This window comes from Anaerotignum lactatifermentans, assembly GCF_014982935.1.
Classification (GTDB): Bacteria; Bacillota; Clostridia; order Lachnospirales; family Anaerotignaceae; genus Anaerotignum; species Anaerotignum lactatifermentans.
In genome coordinates this window covers 1-22,285 of record NZ_JADCKK010000039.1, presented here as the reverse complement: position 1 = coordinate 22,285, position 22,285 = coordinate 1, and the positions used below count along the sequence as shown (strand labels likewise).

Genomic DNA, 22,285 nt, shown 5'->3' with positions numbered 1-22,285 from the left:
AAAATAAACCCAAGAAAACAACAGACCGGATTTTGAGCCGGTCTAATTGTCGTGGAATTTTTATTTAGTTGAGAACATTTAAAAAACCTGCGAAAAGGTCTTGACTTTTGTTAGCAGGTTTTTATGCCGAAATTTGTCTGAAAAAAGGTCAATTAAAACATTTTTCATTGTCTTTTGTCGAAAAGGGCGATATAATGTAAAAATGCTGTGCTATGCCCTCGGGCACCAGTGGAATAGAAAAGATGCCCTTTTTGGGGGCAAAACATAAAAATTTTGCAGACGGAGGCGGCATGTTTGAGTAGAAGAAGAAAAAACAGATTGCGCAGATTGTTTTTTAAGACATTGTTTATTACCATGGCCATACTGATTGCCCTGATGCTGGCAGCTTATGGCGTATTCGCATATTTGCTGGGGGGACTGAACCGTACCACACTGGATGAAAGCAAATTGTCCGTAACGGCAGGGCTTTCTCAGAACGGAAAAATCACCAATATCGCATTGTTTGGGCTGGACTCCCGAAATCATGACTACGAAGGTCGTTCCGACGCCATCATGGTGGCTTCTGTCAACGGGAAAACAGGGAAAATCAAACTGGTTTCCATTGCCCGTGACACTTATGTGAATGTACCCGGTTATGGAGAAACAAAAATCAACCACGCTTATGCTTACGGCGGTGCGGAACTTGCCATCCAGACCATCAACGAAAACTTCAATCTGGATATCACAGACTATGCGGCAGTAAACTTTGACTCTCTGGCAGATGTCATTGATGCCATGGGCGGCATCGACTTGGAGGTAACAGAAGAAGAACGCTACCAGATCAACGCGTACCTGCTGGAAGGCGAACCTCTGCGGGAAAGTGGCATGGTGCATCTGAATGGACCGCAGGCAGTAAGTTATGCCCGTATCCGTAAGATTGACAGCGATACCATGCGTACGGAACGCCAGAGAAAGGTACTGGAATGTCTCTTTGAAAAGGCAAAAGACATCAGCCCTCTGGAATATCCTTCCTACATCCGCAAATTCGCGCCTATGATCGAAACTTCCCTGACCAATGAGGAAATTCTGGAACTGGTATCTGTAGGGGTAAACCCGAACCTGACACTGGAACAGGGTGCATTCCCCAATGACTATATCCAGAGCACCGGTCAGACCATCGGCGGCGTATGGTATTATGTTTACGACATCGATCAGGCGGCAGACATGCTCCATGAATTCATTTATAACGATGTACCCTTTGAATACTACGGTTTGACGGAAGAAGAAATCGCTGCACTGGAAAGCGGCGGCACTTCCGAGGGAACGGAAGGAGAAAATGTAGAATAAACTGCATTTTGTCTCTGTTTTGGAGAAAGAACTTTTGTTTTTTTGAAAAAGTGGTTGACAAAGGAAAATATCGCGTTATAATGATGATTAACTGAAAGAGAAAAAGGCTAAGAAAAGAAGAGTACATCTTGGATGGTTTTACAGAGAACCTCTGGTAGCTGCGAAGGAGGAAACGCGGAAAAGATGGAAGATGGTCTTGGAGCCGCGCACCGAGAGGAATTCCTTTAGGCTGCGACGGGGGTGCCCGTGACAGCACTACGATATCGGCAGTTTTGCCCGTACCGGATAAGGTCATCATCGTGAGGTGATGATAAATTAGGGTGGTAACACGAAGCTATGCTCTCGTCCCTTGACAAACAAGTCAGGGACGGGAGTTTTTTTATGAATCCGTCAGGAAAGAAGGAGAGAGGAAAATGGAGCAGAAAGAAATCATGATTCGGCTCAAAGGAATCACCAAAGCGTTTCCTCAGAAAAAAGGAACGCTGGAAGTGCTTCACGGCATTGATTTGGATATTGAAAAAGGCGAGATTTTCGGCATTATTGGTCTGAGCGGCGCCGGCAAGAGTACACTGGTACGGTGCATCAACTTGCTGGAACGTCCTACAGAAGGTCAGGTATTTCTGGATGGTCAGGAATTGACCTGCCTTTCCGAGAAGGATTTGAGACAGGCACGCCGTTCCATGGGTATGATCTTCCAGCAGTTCCATCTGCTCATGCAGCGGACAGCCATGGAAAATGTATGTTTCCCCATGGAGATTGCCGGTGTGAAAAAGGCAGAAGCCAGAGAAAAGGCAAAAGAATTGCTGGAACTGGTTGGTCTGGGCGACAGAATGGAATCTTATCCTTCCCAGCTTTCCGGTGGTCAGAAACAGAGGGTTGCCATTGCCAGAGCATTGGCTACAAACCCGAAAATCCTGCTTTGTGATGAAGCAACAAGCGCCCTGGACCCCAACACAACAGCCGGGGTTCTGGAGCTTCTGAAAGACATCAACAAACGACTGGGCATCACCATTGTGGTGATTACCCACGAAATGAAAGTTATCCAGGAAATCTGCAACAGAGTTGCTATTATCAGTGAAGGTAAGATCGCAGAAATGGGCAGTGTACAGGAAATCTTCCGGGCTCCCAAAACACAGATCGGTCAGGAACTGGTATTCCATGAAGGTTCCAACCGAGAAGCTTATGCAGGGAAATTGCCTTACTGCTATCGTGTGGTATTCAAAGGCGGTATTTCCAATGAACCTGTACTGGGGCGTATGATGATTGATTGTAACGGTGTGGCAAATATCCTTGCCGGTAACACCAGAAATATTGATGGGGAAGTTTTTGGTCAGATGATTCTGCAGTTCCCCGAAGAAGAAGCCCTGCGGAAAAAAATGATTCAGTATTTGAAAGATCAGGGCGTAGAAGTTGAGGAGGTAGCGTATGTTTAATTCAGAAATGATTTCTTTAGTAGGCGTAGCCTTCTGGGAAAGTATTTATATGACCATTATTTCCTCATTTTTTGCATATGTCATCGGCTTGCCTTTGGGCTTGATTCTGGTGGCAACAGATAAGGACGGTATCGCACCGGCACCTCTGTTCAATCAGGTGCTGGGGATCATCATCAACATCCTGCGTTCCATTCCTTTCCTGATTTTGCTGGTAGCCATGATGCCTATCACACAGGCAGTTGTGGGCACTGTTATCGGTGCAAAGGCAACGGTTGTGGTACTGGTAGTAGCAGCGGCTCCCTTCATTGCCAGACTGGTGGAATCTTCCCTGAAGGAAGTGGACAAAGGTGTTGTGGAAGCGGCACAGTCCATGGGGGCTTCTCCCTTTGAAATCATGACAAAGGTACTGCTGCCCGAAGCAAAACCTTCTCTTTTGATCGGCAGTGCCATCGCCATGACAACCATCCTGGGCTACTCCGCAATGGCAGGTTTCTGCGGCGGCGGCGGTCTGGGTGCTGTAGCCATCAACTATGGTTACTACCGCAGCCAGAGAGATATCATGTTGGTCATGGTAGTTCTGCTGGTAGTGATCGTGCAGGTATTGCAGGAAGTTGGTCTTCGTATCGCAAGAGGCACAGACAAACGGCTGTAACTCGTTAAGAGTACACATAAAAAAAGAAAACAGATGCTATTCAAATTTTAAGGAGGAACATGTATTATGAAAAAGTTTATTGGTATTTTATTGACAGCAGCTTTGGCATTCGGCGCTGTAGGCTGCGGCGGCACAACAACAGAAACAGCAGATGAAGGCGCAACAACTGCAACAACAGAAGGCACAACCATCAAAGTTGGTGCTTCTCCTTCCCCTCACGCAGAAATCCTGAAAGCTGCACAGCCCCTGCTGGCAGAAAAAGGCGTTACACTGGAAATCGTAGAATTTACAGACTATGTACAGCCTAATCTGGCACTGGATACAGGCGACCTGGATGCAAACTACTTCCAGCATCAGCCTTACCTGGATCAGTTCAATAAGGACAATGGTCTGGATCTGGTAGCTCTGGGCGCTGTTCACTATGAACCCATGGGCATTTTCGCAGGCAACTCCAGCGATCTGGCTGCTCTGCCTGACGGCGCAAAAGTAGGTGTACCCAATGACGCAACAAACGAAGCAAGAGCACTGCTGCTGCTGGAATCTAACGGTCTGATCACACTGAAAGAAGATGCTGGCGTAGCAGCAACAAAACTGGATATCGTAGAAAACCCTCATAACCTGGAAATCGTTGAAATGGAAGCTGCACAGCTGCCTCTGTCCCTGGGTTCTCTGGATATCGCTGTTATCAATGGTAACTATGCACTGAGCGGCGGTCTGAGCATCTCTGACGCACTGGCAATTGAAGAAGCTGACTCTCTGGCAGCAGAAACATACCAGAACGTTGTAGCAGTTCGCAATGGCGACGAAACAAGACCTGAACTGCAGACACTGATGGAAGTTCTGAACTCTCAGGAAATCGCTGACTACATCAACGAAACATTCGAAGGCGCTGTAGCACCTGTATTCGAAGTAGCAGCTGAATAAAAACAAATTTTGCAAAAGAAAGAAACATGAAAGACGGTTTCCTTAGGTACACAAGATAAAAACATCAATCAAAATAGAAAAGCCGAAATCCTTTGTATATCAGGGTTTCGGCTTTCTTTGTTTTCTGGTGAAAGGAACTTTTGCTTCTTCTTTTTTTTGCGGATTGGACCAGAATGTGGTATCATAGACAAAATCAGAATTTTGCAATGGATAGGGGAGTATGATGAAAATTCCGAGAAGTCCATATGATAGATTGGTCAATGTCGTTGGCGTATGTTCGTTAGGCAGAACTACTGCGTGGCTGCTGGCGGTCTGGAAGCAGATTGCAGCGCGCATTCCGGTGCATTATGACCTCAGAGGGCATGTAGACCGTATGGCAGGCAAAGGCTCTCTGTGGGTGCTCATGGCAGTGGGCTGGGTCATGTTCCTTGCCCTGTCCGTGGTGGAGCATTTTCCGCAGATTTGGAATACAGGGGTGCAGGTGACACCGAAAAATCAGGAGAGGGTGTATCGCACACTGAAAAACATGCTGGGTACCCTGAAACTTATCATTGCGGTGCTGTTTTCCTATTTGGTGTTTCAGTCAGCCTTTGGCGGCAATCTGCCGCCCCAGTTTTTGCCGCTGTTTTTGCTGGTAACCTTAGGGTCATTGGCGTTTTTTCTGGTGCGGCTCATACGTTTGAAGTAAAAAAGAAAAGCAGAAAAAGCAACTTCCCCTTAAGAAAACATTGATTTTCTTTTTCCTTGATTTCTTAAGGGGAATTGCAACGGCTGTCTTCATAAGAAAACATAACAAATAAAACCTTCATAAAATAAGAAAGCCAAAATCCTTTGTCATCATAAGGATTTTGGCTTTCTTTGTTTTCTTATGAAGATGCCCCTAATTTCCATATGGGAATTTTCTGCTTTTTTTGTGCTTAATCTTCTGCCATATTTTTCAGAGTATCTCCTGCCAGACGGTATACCGTCCAGTCGGACATGGGTTCTGCCCCTAAGGAGAGATAAAACCCGATGGAAGGGGTGTTGGTATCCAGACACCACCATTCCAGTCTGCCGCAGCCTCTTTCCACAGCAATCTGCGCCAGTTTCTGCAAAATAGCTTTGCCATAGCCCTTGCCCCGATGGACAGGGGACACATATAAATCTTCCAGATAAATGCCGGCTCTCCCCAGAAATGTGGAGAAGTTGTGGAAAAACAGTGCGAAGCCGATTTCTTCGCCGGACTTATCCACAGCCAAAAGCACTTCTGCTTTTTCTTTATCAAAAATCCAGGTTTCCAGAATTTCTTCCGTTGCTACCACTTCAGAAAGAAGCCCTTCATAATCCGCCAGTTCTTTGATAAACCGCAGAATCAGGGGGATGTCTTTCCGTTCTGCAAACCGAAAAGTCAGGTCTGTCATGTTATCGCCTCAATTCTTGCCTGTGGAGCCAATGCCGCCACGGTCATCATTGCCCAGTGTTTCTGCTTCGTCAAAAGAAATGGAGGGCTGGTGCTCGAAAATACGGAACTGACAGATACGGTCGTTCACATCAATGACGGTGTCACGCATAGCCAGCGCGGGGAAGAACCACTGGTCGTTATCGCCGCAGTAGCTTTCGTCCACAATGCCGCAGTGATTGGTCTGGATAACGCCAAAGTTCTTGAAGGTAGAGCTGCGGGGCACGATATGCGCTTCATAGCCCTTAGGCAGCTCCATGGCGATGCCCAGAGGAATCAGGCGGAATTCGCCTGCCTTCAGTTCCACTCTTTCTGCTGCCCGCAGGTCGATCCAGTCGGATTTTCCGTCGATGTAACGCAGTTTTTCGATTTTGTCGCTGAGATATTTGATTCTGATGGAAACCATTGATTTCTTCCTTTCTGTATTGCTTTATTCCGCGTGGTAAAGGTACATGGTGCCTTTTTCCAGGGATTTCTGTACATCGATAATCCGCTGGTTAAAGCTGCCTTTCCAGTGGAGCTGAGGGTCTTTCAGTTCTTCCACAAAACGTCCGTCTACGATAACGTCCAGGTAGGGCATGATAGGCAGAGCGCTGACTTCTTCCCAAAGATAGCCGGTATAGAGCCATGTTTTTTTGTCGGGAAAGGCTTCTTTGATTTCTTTCGCCAGTGCGGTCACATCTTCCCGGTTGCCCATGTACAAGGGGTCGCCGCCGCTGAATGTGATGCCGCTGATGTAGTCTTTTTCCAGTTCTGCAAAAATTTCCGCTTTGGCAGCCTCATCAAAGGGCAGACCGCCGTTGGGGTCCCATGTAATGGGGTTCTGGCAGTTTTTGCAGCCGTGGGAGCAGCCCGCTACCCACAAAACCACCCGCAGCCCTTCGCCATTGAGCATATCGTCTTTTGTGATGTTGTGGTAACGCATTACATACTCTTCCTTTCTGCGATTTCTGCCATTTTTGCTTCATTCAGACGAGTATCGCCTTTGACACGGGAGTAAGACAGATATCCATTCATTCTTTCGATTTTTGTCAGGTTTTTGCTGCCGCATTTCGGGCATACGTCCATTTCCAGTTCCTGATGACCGCAGTCGTCGCAGTATGCCAGAGAAAGGTTTACCCCTTCATAGAAGCCCATTTTCATGGCACGGCGCACCAGTGTGCGGATGGCGTCCAAATTGTAGTCGATGGGGTATTTTACATACTGAATCTTGCCACCGTTGGACAAATCCCAGAAACGTTTTTCCAGATCCTGTTTCTGGATAGGGGAAATATCTTCTGTTACATGGCAGTGGAAAGAGTTGCTTACATAAGGACGGTCGGATACATTTTCCACTACGCCGTATTTCTTGCGGAACTGTGTTACCTGCAGGCCGCAGAGGCTTTCCGCAGGAGTGCCGTAGATGGCGTACAGATTGCCGTCGGCTTTCTTGAATTCCGCTACTTTATCGTTGATGTGCTGCAATGTGTCGATGGCAAACTGACCGTCTTCCACCAGAGATTTGCCGTTATACAGCTCCTGGAGTTCGTTCAGAGCGGTGATGCCGAAAGAAGCGGTAGCAGCCTTCAGCAAAGGTTTGATCTTGTCGTGAATGCCCAGATGACCGCCGTAGAAGCCGCCTTCGCAGTATGCCAGAGGGTTGGTGGATGCGCGCATTTCGCCCAGGTACGCATAAGTACGGATGTGGAGCTGACGAATCAGTTCCAGATAGTAGTCCAGTACTTCATAGAAAGGCTTGCTTTCCTGTTTTGCTTTTGCGTAAATCATAGGCAGGTGCAGGCTGACAGCACCGATGTTGAAACGACCTACGAAAACAGGTTTGTCGTTTTCGTCAGCAGGTTCCATGCCGCCCCGTTCAAACCAAGGGGACAGGAAGGCACGGCAGCCCATGGGGCTGATGATGGCGCCGTATTTTTTATACATTTCCGCTACATAGCCTTCGCCTGTGAGGGAAAGCCAGTCGGGATACATGGTCTTGGAGGAGCAGAGGATGCCTGCTTCAAAGACATCTTCCAATTCCTTGCCTTTTCCATGGAGATTTTCGTCATAAAGGAATACCAGTTTGGGGAACAGTACGGGCTTTTTGCAGTTTTTCTTGCCCTGTCCTTTTCTGCGGACGTTCAGCATGGTGATGGATGCCATTTTGGCAAATTTGCCTGTGCCTGTGCCGAATGTCATGGTGATGAAAGGATAATCGCCGCGGCTGGAAGCAACGGTGTTGAATTTGTATTCCCAGCCCTGGAAGCCCTGTTCAAAGTCGTTGAGGATGTCTGCCATGGCTTCTTTGTCCGCAGCCTTGGGTGTCAGACCCATGTCGATGTAACGGCGGTAGAATTTTTCATAGCTCTTTTCCGCAAAGGGTTCCAGCAGCAGGTCTACGGAAGGTACGGTAAAACCGCCGTACTGCTGGCTGGCAGCGGAAAGAACGATGTCGCCGATAACGTCAAAGGCAACGTTCAGTGTTTTGGGTTCGTTGTACCACAGGTTGCCCATTTCAAAACCGCCGGTCAGAACGCTTTTTACGTCGAACAGACAGCAGTTCATGGTGTCACGTCTGGCAGACATATCATGGATGTAGATATAACCGTCACGACATGCCTGGAGTTCTTCTGTGGTCATGAAGAATTTCTGGTACAGTTCTTTGTTCAGCTGATTGAATACCAGAGAGCGTTTTGTGGAAACCAGGGCGCTGTCGGTGTTGCTGTTTTCCTTGTCGCCGATATACATGATGGACTGGCTTTTTTTGTAAACCTCGTCCAGCATTTTCACAAAGTCCTGTTTGTAGTTGCGGTAATCACGGTAGCTTTTTGCAACTTCAGGCTTTACCTGTTCCAGTGCGCCTTCGACGATGTTGTGCATTTCCGCAATGGGGATGCCTTCTTTGCCAAGGGATTTCGCTTTTGTTTCTACGAAATCACAGATGAAATCCAGTTCTTCCTGTGTGAATTTCACCAGGGCGCGGTAAGCGGATTTGTTTACGGCAACTACAACTTTCTGCACATTCCACGGTTCGTGGGTATTATCTTTCTTAATCACATACATGATGATATCCTCCTTCATTCTCGGCAAGCGAGATACAATACATAGTCATTTGCTGTATCATAATGTACCACATACGGCTATATATTGCAATCAAAAATATAGACAACACAATATATTGTGAAAACTTAGAGAAGTTCATCCGATTTTTCATGGAAATTTTGTTAAGGTTATTTTTATTTTATTTTGTCAAGGTCTGACGCACTGCTTTTTGCCAGCCTTCCAGTTTTTCTGCCGCTTCTTCCTTGGATGCTTTGGGAGAATAGGCGTGAGAAACGCCCCAATTCCGACGGATTTCCGACAAATCTTTCCAGTAGCCTACCGCAAGACCTGCCAGATACGCAGCACCCAATGCAGTGGTTTCCAGTGTTTTGGGACGGAGCACAGGAACCCCTGTGATGTCCGCCTGAAATTGCAGCAGGAAGTTATTTGCAGCGGCGCCGCCGTCTACACGCAGTTCCGCCAGAGGAATGCCAGCGTCCTCCTCCATGGCGTGGAGAACGTCATAAGTCTGGTATGCCATGGATTCCAGTGCCGCACGGGCAATATGATTCCGGTTGGCACCACGGGTAAGACCTGTCAAAATACCTCTTGCGTAAGGGTCCCAGTAGGGCGCACCCAGTCCCACAAAAGCGGGTACCAGATAAACGCCGCAGGTATCAGGCACAGACATGGCAAGTTCTTCTGTTTCCGGCGCGGAACCGATGAGTTTCAACTCATCACGAAGCCACTGAATGGCAGCCCCAGCCACGAATACAGAGCCTTCCAATGCATAGGTGACTTTTCCGTCCAGTCCCCATGCAATGGTGGTCAGAAGCCCGTTTTTAGAGGTCACAGGGGCATCCCCTGTGTGCATCAGTAGGAAACAACCAGTGCCGTAGGTGTTTTTGGCAGAACCGGGTGTGAAGCAAGCTTGTCCAAAAAGGGCAGACTGCTGGTCACCAGCCGCTCCTGCAATGGGGATGGGTGCGCCGAAGTGGAAAGGCAGTGTATGCCCAAATACGCCGCTGGAAGGAATGACCTTGGGCAGGATAGAAGGGGGAATATCCAGAATGTCCAAAATTTCCGCATCCCACTGCAAAGTATGGATGTTGAACAGCATGGTGCGGGAGGCGTTGGAGTAATCGGTGGCGTGTACCTGTCCTCCTGTGAGATTCCAGATAAGCCATGTATCTACGGTACCGAACAGCAGATTGCCTTCCTCAGCCAGTTTTCTTGCCCCTTCTACATGGTTCAGCACCCAACGGATTTTTGTTGCGGAGAAGTATGCGTCCAGCAGAAGCCCTGTTTTTTCCCGGAATAGGTCGGTGTAGCCTTTTTTCGCCAGTTCTTCGCAGTCCTCGGCCGTCCGGCGGCACTGCCATACAATGGCGTTGTAAATGGGCTTGCCTGTGCGCTTGTCCCAGAGAATGGTGGTTTCTCGCTGGTTGGTGATGCCAATGGCGGCAATGTCAGCGGCAGTGAGCCCTTTCTGTTCCAGAGCCTTCTGTGCCACTTCCAGCTGGCTTTGCCAGATTTCCATGGGGTCGTGTTCCACCCAGCCGGGCTGGGGATAGATCTGACGGTATTCCTTCTGGGCAGTGCTGACAGCTGCGCCGTTTTTGTCAAAGAGGATACAGCGGGAGCTGGTGGTTCCTTGATCCAAAGACATGATATACTGCATACAAATCCTCCTTTTCATGGGAAAAGCCCCAGAGGGGGCTCAGACTGTAGATAAAGTAATTTTTATACTTTTTGCATGAACGCAGAAGGCCTTGGGGAACAAAGGGGTCAACACATTTGCTTCGCAAATGCCAGCCATAAATGGCTGTCCGCATCTCTTGCGGTGTGGGGTTCCCCAACTGGAATCCACAGTCGGAATTCACTTCCGATGAGGAAAAACCGGAGTTTCGAGGCTTTTGAACTGATGGATACTCTGCACCCCGAAGAAAACGGGGACAGCGAAGCTGGCTTTGCGGAGCAAAGTGCTTGACCTCTGCACTCCGAAGAAAACGGGGACAGCGAAGCTGGCTTTGCGGAGCAAAGTGCTTGACCTCTGCACTCCGAAGAAAACGGGGACAGCGAAGCTGGCTTTGCGGAGCAAAGTGCTTGACCCAACGGTTTTATACTTCTGTCTACTCGTCAAAACCTTGAATGAAATGAGGTTTTGACGACAGCGTTTCGTTACATATAAGGGTTCATGCGGCGTTCGATTTCCAATGTGGTGGCAGGACCATGACCGGGATATACATTGTAATCACCGGGCAGGTTCCGCAGACGTTTCAGAGAAGCGATGATCTCGCCCCAGTTGCCTGTAGGCAGGTCTGTACGACCGCAGGAGCCCTGGAACAGGGTGTCGCCGGAGAAAATGTTGTTGCCGATGAGATAGCATACACTGCCGGCTGTATGACCGGGGGTTTCCAGTACGGTAAATTCCAGATCGCCAACTTTCACAGCGTCGCCTTCCTGTACCCATACGTCAGCGGAAAGAGAAGTGGGACCGCTCATGTAAAGAGAGCAGTTCAAGGCAGGGTCTGCCAGCAGAGCCTGTTCTTTTTTGCAGGCGTAAACGGGACAGCCGTATTTTTCTTTTACCATTTCCACAGCGCCGATGTGGTCGTCATGACCGTGGGTCAGCAGGATATGGGTGGGTTTCAGGTTGTTTTCTTCGATATAGCGGAACAAAGGCTGGGGATTGCCGTCGCAGTCGATGATGGCGCAGGTGCCTTTGTCGTCAGAGATTACATAGCAGTTGGTGCCGATGTTGCCGATTTCCAGTGTTTGTATTTTCATGGTGCAAAAACCTCCTTGTGTTTCGATTTTTACAGGCATTTTTTTCTGCCGTCTGCACTATTATAGCAGAAAAGACCACCAGCCGACTAGTCTTTTTACAGGAAAGTTTCCAAACGCCGGAAAAAGCTGGACAAGAAAGAGAAAGGGGAGTAAGATGGAACAAACAACGAATAGAATCAGGCGGATACCGCCGGAACGGAGGAAGTTTTTTGGACGAGAGAAGGAAACAGCAGCTCACGGAGGGCTGTATGAGAATCAGAAAAGAAATCGCCGCATGGCTGCTCATGGCATTGTGGGTGATTTTTAGTGTGAAAATTGCGGAAGTGCTGCTGGGAGAAAGCCTGCCGGGGTGGGTAGAAATCGGCGGCATGATTCTGTGCGGCGTGCTGGCAGTGGCATCCCATCTGGATAACCCTTTGCGCCACGGATATAAACTGCGCCGTCCCAGACGGTATTTGCTGGGGGCTTTGGTGATTCTTATCTGCGCTGTGCTGTTCTTTGTATGGAAAGCGGAGTGGGTGCAGGGCATGCAGGCACTTGTTATCCCTGTAGTATTTATTTGGAACCCTATTTGTGTTTGGCTGGAATGGAAGGAAGAATTGGGTCAGGCATCATAAGGAGGCGGCTATGGAGTACCTTTCGGATGTACAGCTGAAAAGATGTATCGCATGGATGCGGCTGGAGCTGCTGGCTTGGCTCTGCCTTTGCGCCGATGCGCTGGTGAGCGTTTGGGCGCCCAGTGTGTGGGATACGGGGCATATCTACGGACTTTTTGTAGTGGTGGTGCTGGTATCCGGTCTGGCGGCAGTGGTTTTGTCTTGGGTGCGTAACCCCATGCGCTGGAACTTGACAGGACTTGGACGGAAATTTTTCTGGGGCAGTCATGGAAGCTGTATGGCGGTGAGCGTCATACTGGTTTTCTGGGTGCCGGAATTGTCCATTGGTCTTTTGTTTGTGTGGAATTGTATTTATATGCTGGTGGCATACGAGAGGGAACTGCGCCGAAGAAAAAAGAAAGAGGAATCCTGAGAAAATGACGGTATGGCTTAAACACCATACCGTTTTTGTTTGCAAAAACGTATCTCAAACTGCTATGATTTCTTCCCTTCGTTCATTTCTCGGTGAGATTCACTGTTTTCAGAAGAAATAAAAATAAGAAAGCCAGAATCCTTTGTATTTTAGGGATTTTGGCTTTCTTTGTTTGCCGTACTTTTTCTATTTCAAAAAAGATTATTTGTTTTTCAGATATTCATCAATGGCTGCGGCAGCCTTTTTGCCTGCGCCCATAGCCAGAATAACCGTTGCAGCCCCTGTAACGGCGTCACCGCCGGCATAAACGCCTTCTCTGGTGGTCTGGTTTGTTTCTTCGTTGACTACCAGACAGCCTTTCCGGTTGGTTTCCAGACCCTTTGTAGTGCTGCGGATCAGAGGGTTGGGGGATGTACCGATGGACATAACCACGGTATCAACGTCGATAACGTAGTTGGAGCCTTCCACAGGTACAGGACGTCTTCTGCCGCTGGCATCGGGTTCGCCCAGTTCCATTTTCAGACATTCGATACCGCATACCTGACCATTGCCGTCATCCAGAATCTTCACAGGATTGCGCAGCAGGTGGAATTCGATGCCTTCTTCTTTTGCGTGGTGGATTTCTTCCAGACGCGCGGGCATTTCTTTTTCGGAACGACGGTAAACGATGTAAACTTTTTCTGCACCCATTCTCTTTGCGCATCTTGCAGCGTCCATGGCTACGTTGCCGCCGCCTACAACAGCAACAGCTTTGCTATGACGGATAGGTGTGTCGTAATCGGAAATATATGCTTTCATCAGGTTGATACGGGTCAGGTATTCGTTAGCAGAATATACGCCTACCAGCGCTTCACCGGGGATGCCCATGAAGGAAGGCAGACCTGCACCAGTGCCGATGAATACGGCATCATAACCCATATCGTCAATGATTTCGTCAATGGATAATACTTTACCGATAACCATGTTTGTCATGACTTCAACGCCCATAGCAGACAGCTTGTCGATTTCTTTCTGCACGATAGCTTTCGGCAGACGGAATTCGGGGATACCGTAAACCAGTACGCCGCCGGCTGTATGGAATGCTTCAAAAATGGTTACGGCATAGCCTGCTTTTGCCAGGTCGCCGGCACATGCCAGAGAGGAAGGACCAGAACCGATAACAGCTACTTTCTTGCCGTTCTGGGCAGGTTTTTCGGGCATTTCATCGCAGTTTGCCATGTACCAGTCAGCAACAAACCGTTCCAGACGACCGATGGCTACGGCTTCTCCTTTGATGGCACGGACGCATTTGGATTCGCACTGGCTTTCCTGCGGGCATACACGACCGCAGACAGCAGGCAGAGCGTTTGTGGAAGTGATGATCTTATAAGCTGCCATAAAATCGCCTTTTGCCACTTCCGCGATGAATTCGGGGATGCGTACGTTTACGGGACATCCGCTGACACAGGGTTTGTGTTTGCAGTTCAGACAGCGGGTAGCTTCTTCCATAGCCATTTCCGCTGTGTAGCCCATGGCTACTTCTTCAAAGTTTTTATTTCTCACATCAGGTGCCTGTTCAGGCATTTTGATTTTTTCCAAGCTCATGTTTGCCATTGTTTCCGTCCTCCTTAGTGAATCAAGTCGTGTGCCATTTTGTCCATGCGGCAGATATGTTTTTCAGCCAGATCCGCTTCCTCTTTCTTGTAAACGGAGTTGCGGTTCATCAGTTCGTCGAAGTCTACCTGATGTCCGTCGAAGTCGGGACCGTCTACGCAGGCAAATTTGATTTCGCCGCCAACGGTGACACGACAGCCGCCGCACATGCCTGTGCCGTCGATCATGATGGGGTTCAGGCTGACAATGGTTTTGATGCCGTAAGGTTTTGTAGTAAGGCTGACGAATTTCATCATGGGGATGGGACCGATGGCAATGACAGCGTCATACTGGTTGCCAGCTTCGATGAGGGATTTCAGCTTGTCTGTAACGAAGCCTTTTTCACCTTTTGTGCCGTCATCGGTCATCAGGTAGTAGTTGTCGGAAACAGCGCTCATTTCCTCTTCCAGAATGACAATGTCTTTGTTTCTAAAGCCTGCAATGACATCTACTTCCACGCCCAGTTCGTGCAGGGCTTTTGCCTGAGGATAAGCGATGGCACAGCCTACGCCGCCGCCCACAACAGCAACTTTCTTGAAGCCGTCATATTCTGTGGCAACACCCAGAGGGCCTACAAAGTCGCGGATGGAGTCGCCAACTTCTTTGGCTGCCAGCAGTTTTGTGGACAGACCAACTTTCTGGAAGATGATGGTGACGGTGCCTTTTTCTCTGTCATAATCAGCGATGGTCAGAGGGACACGTTCGCTGAATTCATCTACGCGGAAAATAATAAACTGCCCCGCTTTGGCTTTTTTCGCCACAAAAGGGGCTTCGATTTCAAGCAGTGTCACAGCACTGTTTAATTCTTTTTTATTGACAATGCGAAACATGTTTGCAACTTCCTTTCTTCTTTGGACTTTCTTTTGCAGGTGATTTTTGTTAGAATTATCATAACATAAATTCAGGCGGTGGGATATGGATAAAACGCCGTTTTTCTGGAAGTACAATGAAGAAAAGTTTATGGTTTTTGAATAAAATGTGGGACAAAAAACGTCCCAATTAAAAAGGAGGAAATGAACGTGCAGAAAAAATATACTTTTGACGACTTACGGGACATCATCGAGCAGCTTCGCAGTGAGAATGGGTGTCCTTGGGATAAGGTCCAGACCCATGAGAGCCTGCGGGCGGATATGCTGGAGGAAGCCTATGAAGCCGTCGATGCCATTGATAAAGGCGATATGGACAACTTGAAGGAAGAACTGGGGGATGTGCTTATGCAGGTTGTATTCCATTCTTCCATCGAAGCCCAGAAAGGCGGCTTTACACTGGATGATGTCATTCAAGGCATCTGTGAGAAAATGGTTTACCGTCATCCTCATGTGTTTGGAGAAATTTCTGTGGATACGGCGGAACAGGTGCTGGTGAACTGGGAAGCGTTGAAGAAAAAGGAAAAACATATGCAGACCCAGACAGATGTCCTCAAAAGTGTGCCGGATGCCCTGCCTGCTCTGACCCGTGCCAGAAAGGTGCAGAAGAAAGCGGCAGACGTTGGTTTTGATTTTTACGAAGCCGGCGGCGCCATGGAAAAAGTGGCAGAAGAAATCCGGGAGCTGCAGGAGGCTGTGGAACAGCCAAACGGCAATATAGAGGAAGAATTCGGTGATATTTTGTTCGCACTGGTGAACGTAGCAAGGTTTTTGAAAATAAATCCCGAGTTTGCCTTGACAAAAGCCACCAAAAAGTTTATAAATAGATTTGAGTATGTTGAGAATTCAGCCCTTTCAGAGGGAAAGCAGCTTTCCACAATGACTCTGGAGGAAATGGATTTGCTCTGGGATCAGGCAAAAATTGCCTTATCCAAGAAACTTTAATAGATTTATTTAGGAGGACTAACACAATGAACAAATCTGAATTAGTTGCAGCGATTGCTGAAAAGGCGGAAATGAGCAAAAAAGACGCTGAAAAAGCACTGAAAGCTTTCGAAGATGTTGTAACAGAAGAACTGGCAGCAAACGGCAAAGTACAGCTGGTAGGCTTCGGTACATTCGACGTAGCTGAAAGAGCAGCTCGTGAAGGCAGAAACCCTCAGACAGGCGAAGCAATGCCCATCCCCGCTTCCAAAGCACCCAGATTCAAAGCAGGTAAAGCTTTGAAAGATGCGATCAACAAATAATTTGATTTGATTGTTTTTGAAACGCTTTCTCGTCCTGAGAAAGCGTTTTTTTGAAAGAAAAAACAGCAAAGGGGAAATGAACATGCGTATTGATAAGTTCCTGAAGGTATCCCGTATCATCAAGCGCAGAACCGTAGCCAACGAAGCCTGCGACGCGGGACGTGTGTCCCTCAACGGCAAAGTGGTGAAAGCCGGCGCGGATGTGAAGGTCGGCGATATCATCGAAATTCAGTTCGGCAATAACGTGACAAAGGTGGAAGTGCTGAATCTGCAGGAATCCACCAAAAAAGAAGATGCTGCCGGCATGTATCGCGCAGTGGAATAATGTCCCAAAACCTCTCATATACTGTAAAAACAGTAAAGTAGACTGTAGAAAAACGAAGTTTAACATTTTTATTGAGAACGCGGAAGGGATTGGGAAACGAAGAGTTTCCCAACTGGAATCCGCAGTCGGAATTTATTTCCGACGAGGAAAAGCTGAAGTTTCAAGGCTTTTAGCCGATGGAACTTTGGCTTTATACTTCTGTCTACTCGTCAAAGCCTTGAATGAAATGAGGCTTTGACGACAGGGTGTCAACTTTTTGACACCCTGATATACTGTAAAAACAGTATGGGGAGGTTTTTTTGTTGGGGGAAGAAAAACGGAATTTGCGGCAGCATACCATTCGTATGACAGACAGAGAACGAATCGAGATTGGCGGCGTGACGGACGTCCTGCGTTTTGATGAGGAAGGCGTGGCAGTGGATACTACCTGCGGATTACTTATCATCAAAGGGGAAGGACTCCATGTTGGACGGCTGAATCTGGAAGAAGGGGAAGTGGCAGTGGAAGGGCGCATGGACGCACTGACCTACGCGGAAAATATGGGCGGCGGCAAACAATCCTTTTTTGCCAAGTTGTTCCGCTGAAAGGAGGCAGGCAGGTGGACATTCAGGGACAAGGAAGTTTGTTTTTGTGCTGCCTGTTGCTGGGCGGTGGTATGGGATTGGTTTATGACGGTATGCGTCTTGCACGGCGGATATTGCCCCACGGTGTCTGGGCAGTACAGATAGAGGATGGCTTGTACTGGGCAGCGGTGGCGCTGGGTGTCTTTGAGGTGTTGCTCCAGGAAAACCATGGGGAAGTCCGCTTTTTCCTGCTGGTGGCTATTTTTGGCGGCATGGGGCTTTATGGAACCCTTGCCAGTCCTTTTGTGATGGCTGTGGGAGAAAAGGTGCTGAAAGTCATTGGAAGACTGGTCATGTTATTGTTGACCATAATTTTGACACCCTTTCGTTTGCTCTATCTTGCCTTTGGCAGACCGGTGGGGAATTTCGTCAGATTTTGCGGTGGAAAATCCAAAAAACACTTGCAATTATGTAAAGTATATGTGAAAATAAAAAAAGACACATTACGGCGGGATATTCGTTTTTTGCGTCGAAAACCTTAGGAAGGGTGACTGCCATGGGAAAAAGAGCCAGAAAGAAAAAATCCGGTGGATTATGGATCCATCTTTTTTTGGTAGCTTTCTGCGTGTTCGTTGTGGCAGGGGTGTACTGGCAGTATCGGGAATATCGCCAGCTGAAAGTGGAACTGGCTGATGTACAGCAGCAGATTGCCGATGAACAGCAAAAGACATTGGATTTTCAGGCAAAAAAGGATTACTATAACAGCGACAGCTATATCGAACAGATTGCCAGAGAAAAACTGGGGCTGGTCAAGAGCAATGAAATCCTGTATATCAACCGTGAACAATAAAAGTTTTCAAAAAAAGACAATTTTTTGAAAAAAGGTATTGACAAATAGACAATATGACTATATAATGAACTAGTCGACTTGAGGCGGAGTAGCTCAGTTGGCTAGAGCATGCGGTTCATACCCGCAGTGTCGGGGGTTCAAATCCCTCCTCCGCTATTTTTCTTCTTTGGCCCGTTGGTCAAGCGGTCAAGACGCGACCCTCTCACGGTCGAATCAAGGGTTCGACTCCCTTACGGGTCAACTTTTGAGTGATAATTGAATTGTTAAAAACATGGGAGTTTAGCTCAGCTGGGAGAGCATCTGCCTTACAAGCAGAGGGTCACAGGTTCGAGCCCTGTAACTCCCATTTTTTTATGTCCAAAAACAAAAAGCAAAACAAGGGAGAAAGGCGCAACTGGGGAGAGTCATGCACCAACGTGCAAGAGGACACGAGGTAGAGCCTAAGAACTCCCATTTTTTATGTCCAAAAACAAAAAGAAGCAAAACAAGGGAGAAAGGTGCAACTGGGGAGAGTTATGCACCAACGTGCAAGAGGACACGAGGTAGAGCCTGAGAACTCCCATTTTTTTATGTCCAAAAAGAAAAACAAGGAAAAAACGGGAGAAAGACGCAGCTGGAAAGAGTCATGCACGAAGGTGCAAGAGGACACGAGGCAGAGCGCAGTCACTCCCATTTTTTATGCTCACAACAGAAAGAAATTACAATCAGAGAATACAGGGGCTTTATACGCAACATTATGAGGAGATATGTACGCATATCTTCTTTTTTTTGTGCAAAAATGCGGAGAGGAAAAGAGAAATCTGCGCCCGATTCAAGGGAGAACAGAAATCCTGCGTTTGTACTTCTATTTTTCTGGAAAAATTGATTGGAAAATAAAGGATATTTTTCTGAAAAAAGAAAATCTAAACGGACTTTCTACCTATGTTTATGGCGAAAAATATTGCCTGACATGTAAAACTGTATGGGTACAATTTAAAACAGTGTTGCGGCGCCAATAGCAGAGGCTCAGAAAATATGATATGCTGTTTTACAAAGGAAGCTTTGAAACGGGGGTATGACAATGAAGACGAAAGAAATTTGTTTGCGTGGACTGATGATCGCTCTGGTCACAGTTTCTACCATGGTGCTGCAGATTCCTGTGTCTGCTACCAATGGTTACATTCATTTGGGGGACAGTATGATATTGCTGATCAGCGTATTTTTTGGCTGGCGTTACGGCATGGTAGCCGGCGGTGTTGGGGCTGCGTTGGCTGACCTGCTCAGCGGATATGCCCATTGGGCACCCTTTACCCTCATCATCAAAGGGGTTATGGGCTTATTGGTAGGCAAGATCGCACATTATACACCGGCAGAAAAGCACTTTTTCGGTCTGCGGAATCTGGCTGGTTCCGTTGTGGGCATTGTGTGGATGATTATTGGATACTACTTCGGTGGTGCTGTTTTGCAGAAAAGCTTCACAGTGGCTCTGACTTCCATTCCCGAAAACTTGGTGCAGGGCGGTGCAGGCTTTGTGATTTTCCTGGTGGTAGGCTATGCTTTTTATAAAGCAAAAATCTATAAATATGTTTCCGCAAAATAAGTTTAGCAGATGGGGACTGCTCCATAAGAAATAAAAATAGCTGGAATTCTTGCATTTAAAGGATTCCAGCTATTATATTTTATAGAGACCATTTTCAAAAATGTTTTCTTGCGGAAAATGCGGCTTTGTTTTTCCGCTTTTTCTTATGAAAAATAGTTGAATTTTGGAAAATGATGGATTTTCATTGACCCTTTTTCTCATTGCGTGGTATAGTATAAAAGTTATGGGACTATACTGAAAGAAGGGACGAGAAGGAACAGGAGGAATTCATTTGGAATTTGTAACCATATTACTGATTGCAGTCAGTTTAGCCATGGATGCTTTTGCCGTTTCCATTTCCAATGGTGTTTCTGTCAAGGGATTTGGAAAGAAACAAGCAGCTACCCAGGGGTTATATTTCGGTGGTTTTCAGTTTTTGATGCCCGTCATTGGCTGGTTTTTGGGCAGCAGTGTGAAAACATATATTGAGTCTGTCGACCACTGGATTGCCTTTGTACTGCTTGCCGTCATCGGCGGGAACATGATCCGGGAAAGCTTTGGCGACGACGAGGAAGAAAGCGGACAATCCGTTCTGACAGCAAAAGTACTGCTGCTTCAGGCAGTAGCAACCAGCATCGACGCATTGGCAGTGGGTATCAGTTTTGCCATTCTGGATGTGAATATCTGGTGGGCAGCTGGCATCATCGGTGTGGTATCTTTTGTGCTTTCTTTCTGCGGCGGTATGCTTGGCAAAGGCTTGGGGAACTTTTTGCAGGCAAAGGCAGAATTTGCCGGCGGTGCCGTACTGATTCTCATTGGGATCAAAATTCTGGTAGAACATGTTTTTCTGGGGGGCTGACGAAAAGGAGGAAAGCCTTTGGAGATGATACAACAGTTAGATGCACAGATCATACTGTGGATACAGGAACATGTGGTGTGTGATGGGCTGAACGCCCCCATGCTATTCATTTCAAAAATGGGCAATGCAGGCTGGTTCTGGATTTTGCTGGGGATTTTGATGCTGTTATATGGCATCAAAAACAGGAAATTTGCCAGATACGGTCTGGCTCTGCTGTTATGTCTGGGGACGACAGCGTTGGTATGCAATGTGACTTTGAAGCCTATGGTGGGCAGGATGCGACCCTATGACTTGTTGGGATTTTCCATTCTGGTGCCGCCTCTAGCGGATTTTTCCTTCCCGTCGGGACATACCTCCTCATCCTTTGCAGCAGCGACAGCGATTTACGCCATGAATCGCAAATGGGGCATTGTCGCTTATGTTTTTGCAGTGCTTATGGGGATTTCCCGTCTGTATCTTGGAGTGCATTTTCCCACGGACGTTTTGGCGGGGGCAGTCATTGGTTTTGTCATGGCAAGATTGACTTTATGGATCTTAGGCAAAATCAACGCCAGTTTTCAATTTCAAAACAGATGATTTGTTTTGAACAAAAGGGGGACAATTTTTTTTCAATTGATGTGAAAGAAACCATACATTACTTGAAGGAAGAAGTAAAGAGGAAGAAGGGAACAAAAATTGGCAATACCGGTAATTTACCAGCTGCTGACCATGGTTCTTTTGATGGTGGTCGGTGTAATTTTGAACAAAAAGAAGTTTTTGACGGAGAGCAATGCGAAAGGGCTTTCCATTGTGCTGACCCGTGTGGCAGTACCTGCAAACATGATTGTATTGATGCAGCGTCCGTTTTCTCATGAGATTCTCATTGGATTTCTAAAGACCTGCGGCGGCACGTTTTTGATATGCTCTTTGGGGGCAGTACTGTTTTTCATCATCGGGAAAGCCATGAAGATGAAATTTCCAGAACTGGGGCTGTTCTCCGGCGGCGGTGTTTACAGCAACGTTATCTTCATGGGTCAGCCTTTGATTATGGCCATGTACGGCGAGGATGGGCTGATCTTCTGCGTGGCAGTTATGTTCACCTGCAACGTGTTCCTGTTCACCGTATGTTCTGTGCTCTTTGCCATTGGCAGTGGAAAACGCAAAACAGTAGGCAGAATGCTGCGGGAGGCGTTTTTGAATCTGATCTGTATTTCAGCAGTCATTGGTGTATTCTGTTTCGTGAACTCCATTTCCCTGCCTCAGCCTATTTATGACGCATTAGAGTTCTCTGCAAATACAACGGTTTGCCTGTCTATGATTTATATTGGTACACTGTTGGCAGTGGCAAATATCAAAGAAATTTTCAAAGACAAGAAAGTCTATGTATTCAGTTTTGTGACACTGATCATCATGCCTTTGTTTACAAAGGCTGTGGCAAGCCTGTTCCTGGATGGCATTGCCCTGAGCGTGCTGGTGGTGCTCATGGGTACGCCTGCGGCGGCAGCCCTGCCTTCATTTGCGGAAATTTACGGCAATGATGAAAAACGGGCTTCGGAATACGTTTTCGTTTCCACCATTTTCTCTGTTGTCACATTGCCTTTGGTGGCACAGTTTTTGTGCATTTCTTAATGGAATTATTAAAAGAGAGAGAAAAACATATAAGTTTTGAACTGCTCCAATTTGTGCGGACAGTACAAAAAGCGTTCTTACGAGGATAATATTTGATTTTCAAGTGGAGTGGCGTAGCGTGAGCGGCGCCACTCCTGTTTTTAATTGAATTCTCTCATGGTTAT

The 22,285-nt window shown here is 47.3% G+C and carries 25 protein-coding genes, 3 tRNA genes and 1 other annotated feature; of the genes, 20 read left to right on the top strand and 8 right to left on the bottom strand.

The genetic code is table 11. From position 1 onward, the window contains the following. The first annotated feature begins 294 nt into the window (after window positions 1–294). The 5 genes from INF29_RS09970 (at window position 295) to INF29_RS09950 (ending at window position 5,023) form a co-directional block, all read left to right on the top strand. Window positions 295–1,326, top strand: a complete 1,032-nt coding sequence (locus tag INF29_RS09970; RefSeq protein ID WP_193486361.1) for an LCP family protein — start codon at window positions 295–297, stop codon at window positions 1,324–1,326. 100 nt (window positions 1,327–1,426) lie between these two features. Further along, window positions 1,427–1,679, top strand: a binding site (T-box leader). Window positions 1,680–1,739: 60 nt separating this feature from the next. Beyond that, the gene (locus INF29_RS09965; protein WP_072848958.1) at window positions 1,740–2,759 is read left to right on the top strand and encodes a methionine ABC transporter ATP-binding protein; all 1,020 of its coding nucleotides are present in this window, start codon (window positions 1,740–1,742) and stop codon (window positions 2,757–2,759) included. Beyond that, the gene (locus INF29_RS09960; RefSeq protein ID WP_072848960.1) at window positions 2,752–3,411 is read left to right on the top strand and encodes a methionine ABC transporter permease; all 660 of its coding nucleotides are present in this window, start codon (window positions 2,752–2,754) and stop codon (window positions 3,409–3,411) included. The genes INF29_RS09965 and INF29_RS09960 overlap by 8 nt, the downstream gene beginning before the upstream one ends. Window positions 3,412–3,477: 66 nt before the next feature. Further along, window positions 3,478–4,335, top strand: a complete 858-nt coding sequence (locus INF29_RS09955; RefSeq protein ID WP_193486359.1) for a MetQ/NlpA family ABC transporter substrate-binding protein — start codon at window positions 3,478–3,480, stop codon at window positions 4,333–4,335. 223 nt (window positions 4,336–4,558) lie between these two features. Further along, entirely contained in the window at window positions 4,559–5,023 is a 465-nt protein-coding gene (locus tag INF29_RS09950) for a DUF1648 domain-containing protein (protein ID WP_193486357.1), read from the top strand. A 229-nt stretch (window positions 5,024–5,252) separates the two neighbouring features. Here INF29_RS09950 and INF29_RS09945 read toward each other — a convergent pair whose 3' ends face one another. The 6 genes from INF29_RS09945 to INF29_RS09920 form a co-directional block, all read right to left on the bottom strand. After that, window positions 5,253–5,735, bottom strand: coding sequence for a GNAT family N-acetyltransferase (locus INF29_RS09945; RefSeq protein ID WP_072848965.1), 483 nt, complete (start codon window positions 5,733–5,735; stop codon window positions 5,253–5,255). A 9-nt stretch (window positions 5,736–5,744) separates the two neighbouring features. Then, complete coding sequence (locus INF29_RS09940) at window positions 5,745–6,179, bottom strand: dUTP diphosphatase (protein ID WP_193486355.1); 435 nt, start codon at window positions 6,177–6,179, stop codon at window positions 5,745–5,747. A gap of 24 nt (window positions 6,180–6,203) precedes the next feature. Continuing rightward, window positions 6,204–6,698, bottom strand: a complete 495-nt coding sequence (nrdG, locus tag INF29_RS09935) for an anaerobic ribonucleoside-triphosphate reductase activating protein (RefSeq protein WP_072848970.1) — start codon at window positions 6,696–6,698, stop codon at window positions 6,204–6,206. Continuing rightward, window positions 6,698–8,815 (bottom strand): anaerobic ribonucleoside-triphosphate reductase, encoded by a 2,118-nt coding sequence (gene nrdD, locus INF29_RS09930; protein ID WP_087988447.1) that lies wholly within the window; start codon window positions 8,813–8,815, stop codon window positions 6,698–6,700. Before nrdD ends, nrdG begins: the two co-directional genes overlap by 1 nt. A gap of 178 nt (window positions 8,816–8,993) precedes the next feature. Further along, the gene (glpK, locus tag INF29_RS09925) at window positions 8,994–10,475 is read right to left on the bottom strand and encodes a glycerol kinase GlpK (protein WP_193486353.1); all 1,482 of its coding nucleotides are present in this window, start codon (window positions 10,473–10,475) and stop codon (window positions 8,994–8,996) included. A gap of 500 nt (window positions 10,476–10,975) precedes the next feature. Beyond that, window positions 10,976–11,584: an MBL fold metallo-hydrolase gene (locus INF29_RS09920; RefSeq protein WP_162609783.1), complete on the bottom strand. Its 609-nt coding sequence runs from the start codon at window positions 11,582–11,584 to the stop codon at window positions 10,976–10,978. A gap of 248 nt (window positions 11,585–11,832) precedes the next feature. On the opposite strand from INF29_RS09920, the gene INF29_RS09915 reads away from it, so the two are divergent. Together INF29_RS09915 and INF29_RS09910 are read left to right on the top strand one after the other, a co-directional pair. Next, complete coding sequence (locus INF29_RS09915; RefSeq protein WP_022255572.1) at window positions 11,833–12,201, top strand: hypothetical protein; 369 nt, start codon at window positions 11,833–11,835, stop codon at window positions 12,199–12,201. Window positions 12,202–12,211: 10 nt separating this feature from the next. Next, window positions 12,212–12,613 (top strand): hypothetical protein, encoded by a 402-nt coding sequence (locus INF29_RS09910; RefSeq protein WP_072848996.1) that lies wholly within the window; start codon window positions 12,212–12,214, stop codon window positions 12,611–12,613. Window positions 12,614–12,814: 201 nt separating this feature from the next. On the opposite strand, the gene gltA is transcribed toward INF29_RS09910, so the two are convergent. Then, window positions 12,815–14,206, bottom strand: coding sequence for an NADPH-dependent glutamate synthase (gene gltA, locus INF29_RS09905; RefSeq protein WP_072848998.1), 1,392 nt, complete (start codon window positions 14,204–14,206; stop codon window positions 12,815–12,817). A 14-nt stretch (window positions 14,207–14,220) separates the two neighbouring features. Continuing rightward, a complete protein-coding gene (locus INF29_RS09900; protein WP_193486351.1) occupies window positions 14,221–15,075 on the bottom strand; it encodes a sulfide/dihydroorotate dehydrogenase-like FAD/NAD-binding protein in 855 nt (284 codons plus the stop codon). Window positions 15,076–15,258: 183 nt separating this feature from the next. On the opposite strand from INF29_RS09900, the gene mazG reads away from it, so the two are divergent. From mazG to INF29_RS09835, 13 genes are all read left to right on the top strand, one after another. After that, on the top strand, window positions 15,259–16,056 hold the full coding sequence (gene mazG, locus INF29_RS09895) for a nucleoside triphosphate pyrophosphohydrolase (protein WP_193486349.1): 798 nt from the start codon (window positions 15,259–15,261) through the stop codon (window positions 16,054–16,056). Beyond that, the gene (locus INF29_RS09890) at window positions 16,056–16,358 is read left to right on the top strand and encodes an HU family DNA-binding protein (RefSeq protein ID WP_275532519.1); all 303 of its coding nucleotides are present in this window, start codon (window positions 16,056–16,058) and stop codon (window positions 16,356–16,358) included. Before mazG ends, INF29_RS09890 begins: the two co-directional genes overlap by 1 nt. A gap of 82 nt (window positions 16,359–16,440) precedes the next feature. Next, complete coding sequence (locus INF29_RS09885; protein ID WP_072849060.1) at window positions 16,441–16,683, top strand: RNA-binding S4 domain-containing protein; 243 nt, start codon at window positions 16,441–16,443, stop codon at window positions 16,681–16,683. A 302-nt stretch (window positions 16,684–16,985) separates the two neighbouring features. Then, on the top strand, window positions 16,986–17,267 hold the full coding sequence (gene yabP, locus INF29_RS09880; RefSeq protein ID WP_242949183.1) for a sporulation protein YabP: 282 nt from the start codon (window positions 16,986–16,988) through the stop codon (window positions 17,265–17,267). A 14-nt stretch (window positions 17,268–17,281) separates the two neighbouring features. Beyond that, entirely contained in the window at window positions 17,282–17,788 is a 507-nt protein-coding gene (gene yabQ, locus INF29_RS09875; RefSeq protein WP_191343865.1) for a spore cortex biosynthesis protein YabQ, read from the top strand. A gap of 14 nt (window positions 17,789–17,802) precedes the next feature. Continuing rightward, the gene (locus tag INF29_RS09870; RefSeq protein WP_072849006.1) at window positions 17,803–18,096 is read left to right on the top strand and encodes an FtsB family cell division protein; all 294 of its coding nucleotides are present in this window, start codon (window positions 17,803–17,805) and stop codon (window positions 18,094–18,096) included. Window positions 18,097–18,178: 82 nt separating this feature from the next. Further along, a tRNA-Met gene (locus tag INF29_RS09865) sits at window positions 18,179–18,252 on the top strand. A 12-nt stretch (window positions 18,253–18,264) separates the two neighbouring features. Next, window positions 18,265–18,336, top strand: a tRNA-Glu gene (locus INF29_RS09860). 33 nt (window positions 18,337–18,369) lie between these two features. Further along, window positions 18,370–18,442: transfer RNA gene (locus tag INF29_RS09855), tRNA-Val, on the top strand. 714 nt (window positions 18,443–19,156) lie between these two features. Then, window positions 19,157–19,675, top strand: coding sequence for an ECF transporter S component (locus tag INF29_RS09850; protein ID WP_242949184.1), 519 nt, complete (start codon window positions 19,157–19,159; stop codon window positions 19,673–19,675). A 271-nt stretch (window positions 19,676–19,946) separates the two neighbouring features. Continuing rightward, on the top strand, window positions 19,947–20,513 hold the full coding sequence (locus tag INF29_RS09845; protein ID WP_087988456.1) for a manganese efflux pump MntP: 567 nt from the start codon (window positions 19,947–19,949) through the stop codon (window positions 20,511–20,513). 24 nt (window positions 20,514–20,537) lie between these two features. After that, entirely contained in the window at window positions 20,538–21,089 is a 552-nt protein-coding gene (locus INF29_RS09840) for a phosphatase PAP2 family protein (RefSeq protein WP_243184141.1), read from the top strand. Between the two features lie 99 nt (window positions 21,090–21,188). Further along, a complete protein-coding gene (locus tag INF29_RS09835; protein ID WP_193486345.1) occupies window positions 21,189–22,121 on the top strand; it encodes an AEC family transporter in 933 nt (310 codons plus the stop codon). Window positions 22,122–22,285: the final 164 nt, after the last annotated feature.